We start from the raw sequence: 16,423 nt of genomic DNA, 5'->3' as shown, positions 1-16,423 counted from the left end.
GTGCCGCGATTCGGGAGTGCGAACGGATCTCGATAGGCTGAGGTCCACGACACGTGGCCGTCAGGCTTCAGGCGCGGCGCGTACGCAAGGAGGATCGAGAACTGATGGCAGGCAACTCGGACCCGCTCACGCCCCGGGCCAAGATCGCCGTGACCGCGGGCAAGGCGGTCGCGGCGGCATCTCGTGCCGCGGGGCGCGGCAGCGGTTCGGTGATCGGCGGCAAGGTCGCGCTGAGACTCGATCCCGACCTCCTCGCCCGGCTCGCCCAGCACCTGGACGTGACCCTCGTCTCGGCGACCAACGGCAAGACCACCACCACCCGGCTCATCGCGGAGGCCCTCAAGGCGGCCGGGCCGGTCGTGTCCAACGCGCTCGGCGCCAACATGCCGGCCGGCATCACCTCGGCGCTCGCCGGCGGCTCGGATGCCCGGTTCGGCGTCATCGAGGTCGACGAGAAGTACCTCGCCGGCGTTGCCCGGGACACCGACCCGAAGTGCATCGCCCTGCTCAACCTCTCCCGCGACCAGCTGGACCGCGCCGCCGAGACCCGGATGCTCGCCGAGAACTGGCGCGAGGGCCTGGCCGGTTCGAAGGCCGTGATCGTCGCCAACGCCGACGACCCGCTGGTGGTGTGGGCCGCGTCCTCCTCCCCCAACGTGATCTGGGTCGCCGCCGGGCAGATGTGGAAGGACGACGCCTGGTCCTGCCCGTCCTGCGGCGGCGTGATGCAGCGCCCGGGCGACGACTGGTTCTGCGGCGAGTGCGGCTTCCGCCGGCCCACGCCGAGCTGGGCGCTGTCCGGCGACCACGTCCTCGACCCGCACGGTTCGGCCTGGCCGATCCACCTCCAGCTGCCGGGCCGCGCCAACAAGGCCAACGCCGCCTCGTCGGCCGCCGTCGCCGCCGTGTTCGGGGTGCCGCCGCAGGTCGCCCTGGAGCGCATGTACCAGGTGCAGGCGGTCGCCGGACGCTACGACGTCGTGCAGTTCCAGGGCCGTGACCTGCGTCTGCTGCTCGCCAAGAACCCGGCGGGCTGGCTGGAGACCTTCTCCCTGATCGACCCGCCGCCGACCCCGGTGATCCTCGCGGTGAACGCGCGCGGCGCCGACGGCACCGACACCTCCTGGCTGTGGGACGTGGACTACACCAGGCTGACCGGCCATCCGATCTGCCTGGTCGGTGACCGGAAGCTGGACCTCGCGGTGCGCCTGGAGGTCGCGAACCAGCAGTTCCAGGTCTGCGAGGACATCGACCAGGCGGTGCAGCTGTGCCCGCCGGGACGCATCGAGGTCATCGCGAACTACACCGCCTTCCAGGACCTGCGCCGCCGCGTCGGCAACTGACCGCGCAACTTCAGGGGACTTTCGTGAGCGACAACCAACTGCGGATCGTCTGGATCTACCCGGACCTGCTCAGCACGTACGGCGACCAGGGCAACGCCCTCGTCGTGGAACGCCGGGCCCGCCAGCGCGGCCTCGACGTCGCCCGGCTCGACGTGCGCAGCGACCAGCCGATCCCGACCTCCGGCGACATCTACCTGATCGGCGGCGGCGAGGACCGTCCGCAGCGGCTCGCGGCCGAGCGGCTGCGCCGGGACGGCGGCCTGTACCGGGCGGTGGAGAACGGCGCGATCGTCTTCTCCGTCTGCGCCGGCTACCAGATCCTGGGCCAGGAGTTCATCAACGACCTGGGGCAGCGCGAGCCGGGCCTCGGCCTGCTCGACGTGGTCTCGACGCGCGGCGAGGGCGCCCGGTGCGTCGGCGACGTCCTCGGCGACATCGACCCGCGTCTGGGTCTGCCGCCGCTGACCGGCTTCGAGAACCACCAGGGCGTCACCCACATCGGCCCCGGCGCCCGCCCCTTCGCCCAGGTCCGCTTCGGCAACGGCAACGGCACGGGCGACGGCACGGAGGGCGCGTACAACGACACCGTCTTCGGCACGTACATGCACGGCCCGGTGCTGGCACGCAACCCGCTGATCGCGGACCTGCTGCTGAAGCTGGCCCTCGACGTGAACGCGCTGCCGCCGACCGACGACCGCTGGTACGAGGCGCTCCGCAACGAGCGCATCGCCGCCGCGCAGCAGCCCGCGTAGACCCGGCTGCCCCGCGGCCGGCCCGCACCCGCAGGCGGCGGCGCGGCAGCCTGCCGGCGCCCGCGGAAGGGCCCGTCTGATGACTCATCCGCACAGGTGAGCGGGCACGTCCAGTAGGCGGACGCGCCGTTCGGTCCCGCCCCCCGATGCCGCTAGGGTGGCGGGAATCGAGCCGGACAGCGCGGTCCGGCCCCCGTGCCACTTGAGAAGGTATTCCGGGCTATGCGCATTGGTGTCCTCACGTCCGGCGGTGACTGCCCCGGCCTGAACGCCGTCATACGGTCCGTCGTGCACCGCGCCGTCGTCGACCACGGCGACGAGGTCATCGGCTTCCGGGACGGCTGGAAGGGCCTCCTGGAGTGCGACTACCTCAAGCTCGACCTCGACGCGGTCGGTGGCATCCTGGCCCGCGGCGGCACCATCCTCGGCTCCTCCCGGGTCCGTCCCGAGCACCTGCGGGACGGGGTGGAGCGCGCCCGGGGCCACGTCGAGGAACTCGCCCTGGACGCGATCATCCCGATCGGCGGTGAGGGCACGCTGAAGGCGGCACGGCTCCTGTCCGACAGCGGCCTGCCGATCGTGGGCGTGCCGAAGACCATCGACAACGACATCGCCGTCACGGACGTCACGTTCGGTTTCGACACGGCCGTCACCGTCGCCACCGAGGCCCTGGACCGGCTGAAGACCACCGCCGAGTCCCACCAGCGGGTGCTGATCGTGGAGGTCATGGGCCGTCACACCGGCTGGATCGCGCTGCACTCGGGCATGGCGGCCGGCGCCCACGCCGTCGTCGTCCCGGAGCGGCCCTTCGACATCGACGAGTTGACCGCCAAGGTCGGCGAGCGTTTCTCGGCGGGCAAGCGGTTCGCGATCGTGGTGGCCGCGGAGGGCGCCAAGCCGAAGCCCGGCACCATGGACTTCGACGAGGGCGGCAAGGACGTCTACGGCCACGAGCGCTTCGCCGGTATCGCCCGTCAGCTCTCGATCGAGCTGGAGGAGCGCCTCGGCAAGGAGGCCCGGCCGGTGATACTCGGGCACGTCCAGCGCGGCGGCACGCCGACCGCGTACGACCGGGTGCTGGCGACGCGGTTCGGCTGGCACGCGGTGGAGGCCGTGCACCGCGGGGAGTTCGGGATGATGACGGCCCTGCGCGGAACCGACATCGCGATGGTGTCGCTGGCCGAGGCCGTGCAGACCCTGAAGACGGTGCCGGCGGAGCGCTACGACGAGGCGGAGTGCGTTCTCTGAGGCGTACCCGACGACAAACCGCCCCCGGTCGCAGCCGCGACCGGGGGCGGTTCTACTCTGGTGCGGACAGACAGCGCTCAACCCCCACGAAACAGGAGCCGGCGGATGGATCACAGCGGGCACGGCATGACGATGGATCTGCCGCCGTTCACGCTGGGGCGAGGTCTCGCCTGGTCGGCGGACCCCTTCTTCCTGATCGCCTGCCTCCTGGGACTGGCGCTCTACGGCTGGGGCGTACTCCGTCTGGTGCGGCGCGGCGACAAGTGGCCGGTGGGCCGGACCGTGTCCTTCGTCGTCGGTGTGCTGAGCGTGGCGCTGATGATGTGCACCAAGCTGAACGACTACGGCATGGTCATGTTCAGTGTCCACATGGTGCAGCACATGATGATCAGCATGGTGTCGCCGATCCTGCTGCTGCTCGGCGCCCCGATCACCCTCGCCCTGCGCGCGCTGCCTCCGGCGGGGCGAGGCCGCAAGGGCGCCCGTGAACTGCTGCTGATGCTGCTGCACAGCCGCTACATGCGGATCATCACGCACCCCGCGTTCACGATTCCGCTGTTCATCGCGAGCCTGTACGGGCTGTACTTCACCCCCCTCTTCGACTTCCTCATGGGCTCCCAGGTCGGGCACATCGCGATGATGGTGCACTTCCTCGCCGTCGGTCTGGTGTTCTTCTGGCCGATCATGGGCGTGGACCCGGGCCCCCACCGGCCGGGCTACCTGATGCGGATACTGGAGCTGTTCGCGGGCATGCCGTTCCACGCGTTCTTCGGCATCGCACTGATGATGGCCTCCTCGCCCATGGTCGAGACGTTCCAGAACCCGCCCGCGTCGCTCGGCATCGACGCGCTCTCCGACCAGAACGCGGCCGGCGGCATCGCCTGGGCCTTCAGCGAGGTCCCGTCCGTACTGGTGCTGCTCGCGCTGCTGTTCCAGTGGTACGCCTCCGAGAAGCGACAGGCCCGACGCAGCGACCGCGCCGCCGACCGCGACGGCGACAAGGAACTTGCGGCTTACAACGCCTATCTGGCCTCACTGAGCACACGCGGCGGCTGAACGGCGGCTCCGTTCAGTAGCATGTGGCGCGTCGGGGGAACCGCCCGGGGGGAGCGGTATGGCACGTCACACGTTCTCAGAAGCAGAGGGGCCGGGGTCACAGCGGCCGGAAGTGGGCCGGGTCGTCGCCGGCCGCTATCTGCTGCTGCGCCCGCTCGGCGACGGCGGGCGGGACCGGGTATGGCTCGCCCACGACCAGCTGCTGAGCCGCGAGGTCGCGCTGGAGGCCGCCCGCAGCGGTACCCGGAGCCTGCCGCGGCCGCCCGGCCATCCGCACGTCGTGACCGTTCACGAGGTGGTGGAGCACGAGGGCGTGCCGTGGATCGTCATGGAGTACGTGGCGGGCGCCGTCGACCTGAGGGAGCTGGTGGCCCGGCGCGGTCCGCTGGCCCCGGCCGACTGTGCCCGGATCGGGCTCGCGGTGCTCGCCGTGCTCGGTTCGCCGGACGCCGGGCGCGAGCGGAGCGGGCCGCGCCGGGAGGTGGGACCGGCCGACATCCTGCTGGCTCCGGACCGCGCTGGCGCGCCGTACGGCAGGATCCTGCTCCTGGACCACGTCGTCGCCCGGCCCGGCGACGGGGACGGTCTGCTCGCACTGGGCCGCACGCTCCACTACGCCGTCGAGGGGCACGAGCCCTCCGAGCGGGAGGTACCCGGCCCGCCCGTACGCGCCGGTGCGCTCGGGCCGCTGCTGGAGCGGCTCCTCGCCGGGGACCGGGCGCGTCGCGTCACGGTGGCCGAGGCGGAGGCGGAACTGGCGTGGATCGTCACACCGCAGACCGAGACGGACGCCCGGCCGCGGACCGACCCGGGTTCGCAGCCGCCCTGGTCCGCGGCGCACCCGGCCGTGACCGGCCCCGCCGCCTTGGCCGGCCGGCACCCCGCCGCCGCCCCCGGCGGGCACCGGCGTCGGCGCCCGCGGGCGCTGCGTGCCGCCCTGTCCGGCGGGCTCGGTCTGGTCCTCGCCCTGGGCGGCGTCTGGTACGCCCTGGCCGACCGGGCGGCCGACGGGACCGGAGCTTCGTACGGCGACGCCGTGGGGCTCGCGGCGCCACTGCGGGACGGGGACTGCGTGCGCGCCCGCTGGCCGGGCGGTGCCCGGTTCACGGGGACGCCGCGCCTCACCGTGGACCCGACCTGCCGGGGCGGGGCGCCCGACGGCCAGGTGATGGCCTTCGTGCCCGCCGCCTCCGCCGGGGAGGCCCGCGAACTGGGGCCGGCCCGGTGCGAGGAGCGGACGCGGGAGCTCCGGGCCCGGCTGGCCGACGTGCGCAGTGTGGCGGTCGTGCCGGCCGAGGGCGGTTTCGAGACCGCCCTCAGGCGCACGGCGTGCCTGGTGCTGGGCGTGCACGGGCCGGTGCACGGGCCGCTCGGCCGGCACCGTGAGCCCGGTTCGGTGTTCGCGGACACCGCGACGATGCAGCGCCGGGACTGCCTGGACGTGCGCTCGGCGCGGGAGGTCCGGCTGGTGTCCTGCGCGGGCCGGTACGACGCACAGGTGCTCGGTTTCACCCGGCTGGCCGCCGGTGTGACGCTCGCCGAGGCGCCCGCGGCGGCGGACACGGCGTGTGCGCGCCAGGTACCGCCGCGCGACTACGGATTCGACCCCTCCCTGTACGAGGCCGGCTCCCGGACGGCCGCCGGCGCGTGGAAATCCGGCTCACATCTCGTCGTCTGCACCGTACGGAGGCAGAACGGGGGCACCATGGAGGGGAACGGACCATGAGGAGGGTGTTGCGATGCCCGGTTCCACGGACAGTTCGACGAAGACGATGGGGGCGCTCACCATCGGGGGCTTGGTCGCGGTGACGGCCTACACGGTGGCGCTCGGGAGCAACGGCTGGCTGTGGTTCGGCTGGGTCGTGCTGGGGCTGATCACGCTGGGGCTGGTCGCCACGCACAGCACCTGAGCCCCGCGCCGGGGCGGCCACCGGGTTTCACTCGCGGCCGAGCCGGCCCGCCGAGTGCACTCCCGGCTGGTACTTCGGCAGCCGGACGGTGATCTTCATGCCCGCGCCGACGGCCGTCTCGATGACGAGGCCGTGGTCGTCCCCGTAGACCTGGCGGAGGCGGTCGTCGACGTTGGACAGCCCGATGCCGCCCGACGGGCTGACCTCGCGTGCCAGGATGCGGCGCAGCAGGCCGGGGTCCATGCCGGCGCCGTCGTCCTCGATGACCACCAGGGCCTCGGCACCCGCGTCCTGCGCGGTGATCTGGATGCGGCACCGGTCCGCCTTGCCCTCCAGGCCGTGCTTGACGGCGTTCTCGACCAGCGGCTGGAGGCAGAGGAAGGGCAGGGCGACCGGCAGCACCTCGGGGGCGACCTGGAGGGTGACGGCGAGGCGGTCGCCGAAGCGGGCCCGCACCAGCGCCAGGTAGTGGTCGATGGCGTGCAGCTCGTCGGCGAGGGTGGTGAAGTCGCCGTGCCGGCGGAACGAGTAGCGGGTGAAGTCGGCGAACTCCAGGAGCAGCTCGCGGGCCCGCTCGGGGTCGGTGCGCACGAAGGACGCGATCACCGCCAGCGAGTTGAAGATGAAGTGCGGGGAGATCTGGGCGCGCAGGGCCTTGATCTCGGCCTCGATGAGCCGGGTGCGGGACTGGTCGAGGTCGGCCAGCTCCAGCTGGACGGAGACCCAGCGGGCGACCTCGCCGGCGGCCCGGACCAGGACGGCGGACTCGCGGGGCGCGCAGGCGACGAGGGCGCCGTGCACCCGGTCGTCGACGGTGAGCGGGGCGACGACCGCCCAGCGCACCGCGCAGTCGGGGGTGTCGCAGGTGAGCGGGAAGGCCTCGCCGCGGCCCGTCTCCAGCGGTCCCGCGAGACGCTCCATGATCTCGGTGCGGTGGTGGGCGCCCACGCCGTCCCAGACCAGGACCTCCTTCAGGTCGGTCAGACACAGCGCGTCCGTGCCGAGCAGCGAGCGCAGCTTGCGGGCCGACTTGCCCGCGGTCTCCTCGGTCAGTCCCGCCCGCAGCGGGGGCGTGGCCAGGGAGGCGGTGTGCAGGGTCTGGAAGGTGGCGTGCTCGACCGGGGTGCCCAGACCGCCGAGGTTGTTCTGCGGGCGGGCCGTTCGCCGCCCCAGCCAGAAGCCCGCGGCCAGCAGCGGGAGCACGGCGACGACCAGGCCCGCCAGGAAGCCGCTCACGGAGCCGCTCACGGGGTCACCTCCTTGTGCCGTTCGTCCGTGCGCCGTTCGTCCGTGCCCAGCTCTTCCGGCAGGTGGAAGCGGGCCAGGATCGCCGCCGTCCCGGCCGGTACGCGGCCCGGCGTGGCCAGGGAGACCAGCACCATGGTGAGGAAGGCCAGCGGCACCGACCAGAGCGCCGGCCAGGCCAGCAGCGCGTGCAGCGCACCACCGCCGCCCGGGAAGCCGCCCATGGTGGCGGCGACGGCGAGCAGGGCGGAGCCGCCGCCCACCAGCATCCCGGCCGCCGCGCCGGGCGGGGTGAGCCGCCGCCACCAGATGCCGAGGACGAGCAGGGGGCAGAAGGAGGACGCGGACACGGCGAAGGCCAGACCGACGGCGTCGGCGACCGGCAGCCCGCCGACCAGCGCGCTCGCCGCCAGCGGCACGGCCATGGCGAGGAGAGTGCCGAGCCGGAAGTGCGGTACGCCGCGGGACGGCAGCACGTCCTGGGTGAGGACGCCCGCGACGGCCATGGTCAGCCCCGACGCGGTGGACAGGAACGCGGCGAAGGCACCGCCCGCGACCAGCGCTCCGAGCAGGTCGCCGCCCACTCCGCCGATCACCCGGTCGGGCAGCAGCAGGACGGCGGCGTCCGCGTCGCCGGTGAGGGTCAGCTCGGGGGCGTACATGCGGCCGAGGGCGCCGTAGACGGGCGGCAGCAGGTAGAAGGCGCCGATGAGACCGAGGACGGCGACGGTGGTGCGGCGGGCGGCGACGCCGTGCGGGCTGGTGTAGAAGCGGACCACGACGTGCGGCAGGCCCATGGTGCCCAGGAAGGTGGCGAGGATCAGGCCGTACGTGGCGTACAGCGGGCGTTCGGTGCGGCTCTCGGCGCGGGAGGGCGACAGGGCGTCGTCGGTGCCGCGTCCGGCGGCCGGGACGGGGGTGTCCTCGGCGAAGGTGAGGCGGGTACCGGCCTCGATGCGGTGGGTGCCGGCGGCCAGGCCGAGCCGGGTGTCTTCATGGGCACGGCCGTCCACGGTGCCGTCGACGGTGACCGTCAGGGGGCGGTCGAGCTTGAGGGTGAGGCTGTCCTCGATCCGTACGGAGCGCTGTTCGCGGAAGGTGGCCGGCTCCTCGAAGGGGCGGCCGGGGGCGCCGTCGCCCTGCCAGGCCAGCACCAGGAAGAGGGCGGGGACGAGCAGCGCGGTGAGTTTCAGCCAGTACTGGAAGGCCTGGACGAAGGTGATGCTGCGCATGCCGCCGGCGGCGACGATGGCGGTGACGACGACGGCGACGATCACTCCGCCGAGCCAGTCGGGCGCCCCGCCCAGCACGGCCAGGGTCAGTCCGGCGCCCTGGAGCTGGGGCAGCAGGTACAGCCAGCCGACGCCGACGACGAAGGCCCCCGCGAGCCGCCGCACGGCCTGGGAGGCGAGCCGGGCCTCGGCGAAGTCGGGCAGCGTGTACGCGCCGGAGCGCCGCAGCGGGGCGGCGACGAAGAGGAGCAGGACCAGGTAGCCGGCGGTGTAGCCGACCGGGTACCAGAGCATGTCCGGGCCCTGGACGAGGACCAGGCCGGCGATGCCGAGGAAGGACGCGGCGGAGAGGTACTCGCCGCTGATGGCAGCGGCGTTGAGGCGGGGCCCGACGGTGCGGGAGGCGACGTAGAAGTCGGAGGTGGTGCGGGAGATGCGCAGGCCGAAGGCGCCGACGAGGACGGTGGCCACGACGACGAGGGCGACGGCGGGTATGGCGTAGCTGGAGTTCATCGTGCCTCGTCACACAGGGTCGTCCGCAAGGTCACCGGTCCTCGACGAGGCGCACGAAGTCGCGTTCGTTGCGCTCGGCGCGACGCACGTACCAGCGGGCGAGGAGGACGAACGGGGCGTACAGGCCGAAGCCGAGGAGGGTCCATTCCAGGTGGTGGGCGTCGGGCATCGCCGCGAACAGCAGCGGCAGCGGTCCGACGAGGAGCCCGAGGACCGCGAACGCGGCGAGGCCGGCGCGCAGCTGGCTGCGCATGAGGGAGCGGACGTAGGTGTGGCCGAGGGTGGTCTGCTCGTCGATCTCGGTGCGGGGGCGGTAGTAGCCCGAGGCGCGTTTGGTGCGCCTGGGCGGGCCGGTGACGGTGACGCGGCGTTCGGTGGGGTCCTGGGGCACGGTTCACGGCCTCCGCATGAGCAGGTCCCGCAGTTCGCGGGCGTGGCGCCGGCTGACCTGGAGCTCCTCGGTACCGACCAGGACGCTGACGGTGCCGGTGTCCAGGCGGAGCTCGCCGATGTGGCGCAGGGCGACGAGGTGGCGGCGGTGGATGCGGACGAAGCCGCGGGCGCGCCAGCGCTCCTCCAGGGTGGACAGGGGGATGCGGACGAGGTGGCTGCCCTTGTCGGTGTGCAGTCGGGCGTAGTCGCCCTGGGCCTCGACGTGGGTGATGTCGTCGACGGCGACGAAGCGGGTGACGCCGCCGAGTTCCACGGCGATGTGGTCGGGGTCGGGTTCGTGCACGGGGACGCGCGGGGCGGGGGCCGCGGTGCCCCGCCGTTCGACGGCGCGGCGGACCGCCTCGGCGAGCCGTTCCCGGCGGACGGGTTTGAGGACGTAGTCGACGGCCTTGAGGTCGAAGGCCTGCACGGCGAAGTCCTCGTGCGCGGTGACGAAGACGACCAGCGGCGGCCGGGCGAACCCGCTCAGCAGCCGGGCGAGGTCGAGTCCGTCCAGGCCGGGCATCTGGATGTCGAGGAAGACGACGTCGATGGCGTCCGGCCCGTCGGGGCCCGACTCCAGGGCGCGGTTGATACGGCGCAGCGCCTCGGTGGCGCCCTCCGCCCCCTCCGCCGTCCCGATGCGGGGATCGGCGTTCAGCAGGTACACGAGTTCCTCGAGGGTGGGGCGTTCGTCGTCGACAGCAAGGGCGCGCAGCATGAAGGTGGAGTGTAGGAGCAATCCGTACGCCTGCACACGCCCCCGAGGTGGACGTATCCGCTGGATACAGTGCCCCTCATGAGCAGCAGGCCCACACCGTTCGACGAACTCGACCGGAAGATCGTCACCGCCCTGATGGCGAACGCCAGGACGTCCTTCGCCGAGATCGGCGCGGAGGTCGGGCTGTCCTCGACGGCGGTCAAGCGCCGGGTGGACCGGCTGCGCGAGACCGGCGTGATCACCGGGTTCACGGCGACGGTGCGGCCCTCCGCGCTGGGCTGGCGCACCGAGGCGTACGTGGAGGTCTACTGCGAGGGAGCCGCGCCGCCCAGACGGCTGGCGGAGGTCGCGCGGGGCTACCCGGAGATCACGGCGGCGATGACGGTGACCGGTGGCGCGGACGCGCTGCTGCACGTGCGGGCGCGGGACGTGGAGCACTTCGAGGAGGTGCTGGAACGGATCCGGGCCGAGCCCTTCATCCGCAAGACGATCAGTGTGATGGTGCTGTCCCATCTGATCGCGGACAGTCCGGAGGCGGGCGCGAGCCATCCGGCGCCCGACGGATCGGCCCGGGGCCCGGCCGCAGGCGCAGCAGACGTGCGCTGACCAGGCACAGGACGCAGCGTTCCTGCGCCAACACGCAGCCATTGTCGCTTGTCGTCCGTCTCCTCCGCTTCCTACCGTGGTGTCATCACTCAGTCACACCCCGTCAGGAAGCGGAGGAACCCCTCTGTGCCCGAATCCCGTGTGCCGCGCCGGCGGCGCTTCCTGGTCTGCGAACCCAGACACTTCGCCGTGCAGTACGCGATCAACCCGTGGATGAGCACCGGCCGGCCCGTCGATGTCCTCCGCGCCCTGGACCAGTGGCAGGCACTGGTCGACGCCTACCGGGCCCACGGCCACACCGTCGACACCGTCGGGCCGGTCCCGGGCCTGCCCGACATGGTCTTCGCGGCGAACTGCGCGGTCGTCGTCGAGGGCCGCGTCCTCGGCTCCCTCTTCCACGCACCCGAGCGACGTCCCGAGTCCGTCCCCTACGAGGCGTGGTTCAAGGCGGAGGGCTTCGAGGTCCACCACCCCGAGGCGGTCTGCGAGGGCGAGGGCGACCTGGTCCCGGCCGGCCGGTGGATCCTGGCCGGGACGGGGTTCCGTACGTCCCGCGAGGCGCACCGCGAGGCGCAGGAGTTCTTCGGCGTGCCGGTGATCTCGCTGACGCTCGTGGACCCGTACTTCTACCATCTGGACACGGCACTGTTCGTGCTCGACGACGGAACCGGCGAGACCGGTGGGAGCGGCGGAACCGGCGGGAACATCGCCTACTACCCCGGGGCCTTCTCGCCCGGCAGCCGCGAAGTGCTCGAACGGCTCTACCCGGACGCGGTGATCGCCACCCGCGAGGACGCCATGGCGTTCGGGCTGAACTCCGTCTGCGACGGACGGCACGTGTTCCTCTCGCCCGGGGCCGGGGGACTCGCCGATCAGCTCGCCGGCCTCGGTTACGTTCCCGTCCCCGTCGACCTGTCCGAGTTCCACAAGGCCGGTGGCGGCATCAAGTGCTGCACCCAGGAGATCCGGGAGATCCGCTCATGACCGCACCCGCCCGCACCCGAGGATCCGAGGAGCTCATCCGCGCGGAGGAGCCCGTCCTCGCGCACAACTACCACCCGCTGCCCGTCGTCGTGGCCCGCGCGGAGGGCGCCTGGGTCGAGGACGTGGAGGGCCGCCGCTACCTGGACATGCTGGCCGGCTACTCGGCGCTCAACTTCGGCCACCGCCACCCGGCGCTGACCGAGGCCGCCCACCGCCAGCTGGACCGGCTCACGCTCACCTCCCGCGCCTTCCACAACGACCGGCTCGCGGGCTTCGCCGAGCGGCTGGCCGCGCTGACCGGCACGGACATGGTGCTGCCGATGAACACCGGCGCCGAGGCGGTGGAGAGCGGCGTCAAGGTGGCCCGCAAGTGGGCCTACGAGGTGAAGGGCGTCCCGGCCGACCGGGCGACGATCGTGGTCGCGGCGGACAACTTCCACGGCCGTACGACGACGATCGTGAGCTTCTCCACGGATGAGACGGCCCGCTCGGGCTTCGGTCCCTTCACCCCCGGCTTCCGGGTCGTCCCCTACAACGACCTGGCGGCCATGGAGGCGGCGGTCGACGAGACGACGGCGGCCGTGCTGATCGAGCCGATCCAGGGCGAGGCGGGGGTCAACATCCCGGACGACGGCTATCTGGCGGGCGTACGGGAGCTGACCCGCCGGGCCGGGTGCCTGTTCGTCGCGGACGAGATCCAGTCGGGCCTCGGCCGCACGGGGCGCACCCTGGCCGTCGAGCACGAGTCGGTCGTGCCGGACGTGGTGCTGCTCGGCAAGGCGCTGGGCGGCGGCATCGTCCCGGTCTCGGCGGTGGTCGGCAGCCGGGAGGTGCTCGGTGTGCTGCGCCCCGGCGAGCACGGTTCGACGTTCGGCGGCAATCCGCTGGCGGCGGCGGTCGGCACGGCGGTGGTGGAGCTGCTGGAGACGGGCGACTTCCAGCGTCGGGCGACCGAGCTGGGCGTGGTGCTGCGCGAGGGCCTGACCGCCCTGGTCGGCAGGGGCGTCGTCGGTTTCCGTGCGCGCGGGCTGTGGGCGGGCGTCGACGTCGACCCGGCGCTCGGCACCGGCCGCGAGGTCAGCGAACGCCTGATGCGCGAGGGCGTCCTCGTCAAGGACACGCACGGCTCGACGATCCGCCTGGCGCCGCCGCTGACCGTCACCGGTGACGAGCTGGAAGGGGCGCTCGGGACGCTGGAGAAGGTCCTGACGTCCTGAGGACGCGTGTTCACGGAGCGGCTCGGCCCCGGTCGAGCCGCTCCACGTGCGCCACGTTGTCCCGGTCCTCGGCGTCCGCGCCGGCCCCGCCCGCGAACCAGGCGTCGAGGATCTCCCGCAGCAGCGGCGCCGAGGTCAGCCGCAGGCCGAGTGCCAGTACGTTGGCGTCGTTCCAGCGGCGGGCCCCGTCCGCCGTGTACGCGTCGGTGCACAGGGCCGCCCGCACGCCCGGCACCTTGTTCGCGGCGATCGACGCTCCCGTACCGGTCCAGCAGCAGACCACCGCCTGGTCGGCCGTGCCGTCGGCGACCTCGCGCGCCGCGCGCTCCGAGCACACCGCCCACCGCGGGTCCGCCCCGGGGCGCAGCGCGCCGTGCGTCACCACCTCGTGGCCACGCCCGCGCAGCTCCTCGACGAGGAGGCGGGCCACGGGTTCGTCCATGTCGGAGGAGACGGAGATCCGCATGGGGGAAGGGTACTCACCTCATCGGCTCAACCGCATGACTGAAGTCACGACCATACCCACGATGATCGGGGGAACGGTACGACCTGGAAACCGTACGACCGAGCAGCGCCCCGCCCGGGGCGTCTGCGCGTGGAAAGGGAGGCCGCCACGTCCCCCACCGAGAACGGCCAGGAATCCGACGCCGCCGCGATCCGCCGCCACCCTGCCCTTTTCCGGGCCGTCAGACGCCGGCAGAACCCGCGGCTCCGCCGGTCGGACATCACTGTCACGGACGAGGCCGCGGTCAAGCGGGCCGTGAAGGCCGCTTCTCTCGGCAACGCCATGGAGTGGTTCGACTTCGGCATCTACGCCTATCTGGCGGGCACCATCGGCCGCGTGTTCTTCCCGTCCGGGAGCGACACCGCGCAACTGCTCTCCTCGTTCGCCACGTTCGCCGTGGCGTTCCTGGTGCGCCCGCTCGGCGGCATGGTCTTCGGCCCGATGGGTGACAAGGTCGGCCGCAAGAAGGTGCTGGCGCTGACGATGATCCTCATGGCGATCGGCACCGCCGCCATCGGGCTCATCCCCAGCTACGACTCCATCGGCTTCTGGGCCCCCGTCCTGCTGATCCTGTTCCGCCTGCTCCAGGGCTTCTCGACCGGCGGCGAGTACGGCGGTGCCTCCACCTTCATCGCCGAGTACGCGCCCGACAAGCGGCGCGGCTTCTTCGGCAGCTTCCTGGAGCTGGGAACGCTGGCCGGGTACACCGGCGCCGCGAGCCTGGTCACCGCGCTCACGGCCTGGCTCGGCAGCGACACCATGGACGCCTGGGGCTGGCGCATCCCCTTCCTGATCGCGGCGCCGCTCGGCATCGTCGGTATCTATCTGCGGCTGAAGCTGGACGACACGCCCGCGTTCCTGAAGCTGGAGGACTCCAACGTCCACATCGCGGAGGCGGCGACCGCGGTGGAGACCACCGCCCGGGGCGACCTCGCCAAGATCTTCCGTACGCACTGGCGCTCGCTGGTGCTGTGCATCGCGCTCGTCGGCGCGTACAACATCACCGACTACATGCTGCTGTCGTACATGCCGACGTACCTGTCGGACGAGATGCACTACAGCGAGAGCCACGGCCTGATGATCCTGGTGGCCACCATGGTGGTGCTGATGCTGATCATCAACCAGGTCGGCCGCCTGTCCGACCGTTTCGGCCGCAAGCCCCTGCTCATGACCGGCATGGTCAGTTTCTTCGTGCTGTCCGCCCCGGCCTTCGTGCTGGTGCAGGAGGGCAGCCTGCTCGCCGTCTCGGCCGGCATGCTGATGCTCGGCCTGTCCCTGGTCTGTCTGCTCGGCACGATGTCGGCGGCGCTCCCGGCGATGTTCCCGACCAACGTCCGGTACGGGTCCCTGTCGGTCGGCTACAACCTGTCGGCGTCCCTGTTCGGCGGTACCACGCCGCTGGTCATCACCGCCCTGATCAGCGTGACCGGCTCCGACATGATGCCGGCCTACTACGCGATGGCCGCCGCGCTGATCGGTGTCGTGGCGGTGGCCTGCATGAAGGAGACGGCGCAGCAGCCCCTCGAGGGCTCCCCGCCCTCGGTGCAGACCGACGAGGAGGCGGCGGAGATGGTGGAGGCGCAGGCCCCGACGCCGAGGTTCTGAGCAGCGGAACGGCCGGCGGGCCGGGGACGTCCGGTTCCGGGCGGGCCCGTCCCGCACCTACACTGGCACCCCGGCGGACGCCGGTTGACCAGTGAGAACAACGGCGAACGAGCCGTCCCGCCGGGGTGAGGAGCGACGCCGTGTTCTACTACGTCCTCAAGTACGTGTTGCTGGGCCCGCTGTTGCGCGTCTTCTTCCGCCCCCGGATCGAGGGCCTGGACCATGTGCCGGCGTCGGGGGCGGCCATCATCGCGGGCAACCACCTCTCGTTCGCGGACCACTTCCTGATGCCCGCGGTGCTCAGGCGCCGCATCACCTTCCTCGCCAAGGCCGAGTACTTCACCGGCCCCGGCCTCAAGGGCCGGCTGACCGCCTTCTTCTTCCGCAGCGCCGGGCAGATCCCCGTCGACCGCTCGGGCAAGGAGGCGGGGCAGGCCGCGATCCGCGAGGGGCTCGGCGTACTGGGCAAGGACGAGCTGCTCGGCATCTATCCGGAGGGCACGCGCTCGCACGACGGCCGGCTGTACAAGGGCAAGGTGGGCGTCGCGGTGATGGCGCTCAGGGCCGGGGTGCCGGTCGTGCCCTGCGCGATGATCGGCACCTTCGAGGCGCAGCCGCCGGGGCGGAAGATCCCGAAGCTGCACCCCGTGGTGATCCGCTTCGGCGAGCCCCTGGACTTCTCCCGCTACGCCGGCCTGGAGCGGGAGAAGGCCGTGCTGCGCGCCGTCACCGACGAGATCATGTACGCCGTCCTGACCCTGTCCGGACAGGAGTACGTCGACCGGTACGCGGCCGACGTGAAGGCCGAGGAGGCCGCGAAGGCGTCGAAGCGGCCGAGGTTCCCCCGGCTGCCGCCCCGCTAGGAGCCCGTTGCCCGCCGTCCGGCGGCGGTCGTTCACCGTCGGAAACCGTCGTCCGCCGCCGGCAGCCCGTCGTGGGGGGGGGGGGGGGGGGGGGGGGGGGGTGGGGGGGGGGGGGGGAAAACAAAAAAGACCGCCGCCGCCCCCCCAGCCGCCAACCCCCGCGGGCGGGGGGGGGGGGGGGGGGGGGGGGG

At 72.6% G+C, this 16,423-nt stretch carries 16 protein-coding genes; 11 read left to right on the top strand and 5 right to left on the bottom strand.

What is annotated here, in order from left to right:
- Nucleotides 1-104: 104 nt before the first annotated feature.
- From ACP4IX_RS33850 to ACP4IX_RS33825, 6 genes are all read left to right on the top strand, one after another.
- Nucleotides 105-1,343 carry a MurT ligase domain-containing protein gene (locus ACP4IX_RS33850; RefSeq protein WP_426524679.1) on the top strand — a complete coding sequence of 413 codons (1,239 nt, stop codon included), beginning with the start codon at nt 105-107 and terminating at the stop codon, nt 1,341-1,343.
- A 23-nt stretch (nt 1,344-1,366) separates the two neighbouring features.
- Entirely contained in the window at nt 1,367-2,095 is a 729-nt protein-coding gene (locus ACP4IX_RS33845; protein WP_398134617.1) for a type 1 glutamine amidotransferase, read from the top strand.
- Between the two features lie 222 nt (nt 2,096-2,317).
- Nucleotides 2,318-3,343, top strand: a complete 1,026-nt coding sequence (locus ACP4IX_RS33840; protein ID WP_426524677.1) for a 6-phosphofructokinase — start codon at nt 2,318-2,320, stop codon at nt 3,341-3,343.
- A 105-nt stretch (nt 3,344-3,448) separates the two neighbouring features.
- Nucleotides 3,449-4,399 carry a cytochrome c oxidase assembly protein gene (locus tag ACP4IX_RS33835; protein ID WP_426524675.1) on the top strand — a complete coding sequence of 317 codons (951 nt, stop codon included), beginning with the start codon at nt 3,449-3,451 and terminating at the stop codon, nt 4,397-4,399.
- Nucleotides 4,400-4,457: 58 nt separating this feature from the next.
- The gene (locus ACP4IX_RS33830) at nt 4,458-6,125 is read left to right on the top strand and encodes a septum formation family protein (RefSeq protein ID WP_426558331.1); all 1,668 of its coding nucleotides are present in this window, start codon (nt 4,458-4,460) and stop codon (nt 6,123-6,125) included.
- 13 nt (nt 6,126-6,138) lie between these two features.
- Nucleotides 6,139-6,309, top strand: a complete 171-nt coding sequence (locus tag ACP4IX_RS33825; RefSeq protein WP_426524671.1) for a hypothetical protein — start codon at nt 6,139-6,141, stop codon at nt 6,307-6,309.
- 27 nt (nt 6,310-6,336) lie between these two features.
- On the opposite strand, the gene ACP4IX_RS33820 is transcribed toward ACP4IX_RS33825, so the two are convergent.
- The 4 genes from ACP4IX_RS33820 to ACP4IX_RS33805 are packed head-to-tail and all read right to left on the bottom strand — an operon-like array spanning nt 6,337 to nt 10,452.
- Nucleotides 6,337-7,545 (bottom strand): sensor histidine kinase, encoded by a 1,209-nt coding sequence (locus ACP4IX_RS33820; RefSeq protein WP_426524723.1) that lies wholly within the window; start codon nt 7,543-7,545, stop codon nt 6,337-6,339.
- Nucleotides 7,546-7,553: 8 nt separating this feature from the next.
- On the bottom strand, nt 7,554-9,299 hold the full coding sequence (locus ACP4IX_RS33815; RefSeq protein ID WP_426524669.1) for a cation acetate symporter: 1,746 nt from the start codon (nt 9,297-9,299) through the stop codon (nt 7,554-7,556).
- A gap of 31 nt (nt 9,300-9,330) precedes the next feature.
- Nucleotides 9,331-9,690, bottom strand: a complete 360-nt coding sequence (locus ACP4IX_RS33810) for a hypothetical protein (RefSeq protein WP_426524721.1) — start codon at nt 9,688-9,690, stop codon at nt 9,331-9,333.
- A gap of 3 nt (nt 9,691-9,693) precedes the next feature.
- On the bottom strand, nt 9,694-10,452 hold the full coding sequence (locus tag ACP4IX_RS33805) for a LytR/AlgR family response regulator transcription factor (RefSeq protein WP_426558329.1): 759 nt from the start codon (nt 10,450-10,452) through the stop codon (nt 9,694-9,696).
- A gap of 78 nt (nt 10,453-10,530) precedes the next feature.
- Here ACP4IX_RS33805 and ACP4IX_RS33800 point away from each other — a divergent pair, with 78 nt between their 5' ends.
- The 3 genes from ACP4IX_RS33800 (at nt 10,531) to rocD (ending at nt 13,259) form a co-directional block, all read left to right on the top strand.
- Complete coding sequence (locus ACP4IX_RS33800; RefSeq protein ID WP_426524665.1) at nt 10,531-11,058, top strand: Lrp/AsnC family transcriptional regulator; 528 nt, start codon at nt 10,531-10,533, stop codon at nt 11,056-11,058.
- A gap of 126 nt (nt 11,059-11,184) precedes the next feature.
- A complete protein-coding gene (ddaH, locus tag ACP4IX_RS33795) occupies nt 11,185-12,042 on the top strand; it encodes a dimethylargininase (RefSeq protein WP_426558327.1) in 858 nt (285 codons plus the stop codon).
- Nucleotides 12,039-13,259, top strand: coding sequence for an ornithine--oxo-acid transaminase (gene rocD / locus ACP4IX_RS33790; RefSeq protein WP_426558325.1), 1,221 nt, complete (start codon nt 12,039-12,041; stop codon nt 13,257-13,259). The genes ddaH and rocD overlap by 4 nt, the downstream gene beginning before the upstream one ends.
- A gap of 10 nt (nt 13,260-13,269) precedes the next feature.
- On the opposite strand, the gene ACP4IX_RS33785 is transcribed toward rocD, so the two are convergent.
- A complete protein-coding gene (locus ACP4IX_RS33785; protein ID WP_426524659.1) occupies nt 13,270-13,725 on the bottom strand; it encodes an RpiB/LacA/LacB family sugar-phosphate isomerase in 456 nt (151 codons plus the stop codon).
- Nucleotides 13,726-13,854: 129 nt separating this feature from the next.
- On the opposite strand from ACP4IX_RS33785, the gene proP reads away from it, so the two are divergent.
- Together proP and ACP4IX_RS33775 are read left to right on the top strand one after the other, a co-directional pair.
- On the top strand, nt 13,855-15,369 hold the full coding sequence (proP, locus tag ACP4IX_RS33780) for a glycine betaine/L-proline transporter ProP (protein WP_426524657.1): 1,515 nt from the start codon (nt 13,855-13,857) through the stop codon (nt 15,367-15,369).
- Nucleotides 15,370-15,509: 140 nt separating this feature from the next.
- A complete protein-coding gene (locus ACP4IX_RS33775) occupies nt 15,510-16,232 on the top strand; it encodes a lysophospholipid acyltransferase family protein (RefSeq protein WP_426524655.1) in 723 nt (240 codons plus the stop codon).
- Nucleotides 16,233-16,423: the final 191 nt, after the last annotated feature.

The sequence above is a fragment of the Streptomyces sp. WG5 genome, assembly GCF_049974565.1.
Taxonomy (GTDB): Bacteria; Actinomycetota; Actinomycetes; order Streptomycetales; family Streptomycetaceae; genus Streptomyces.
Note: the sequence above shows the minus strand (reverse complement) of the source record. Positions and strands in the feature narration are given on the sequence as shown.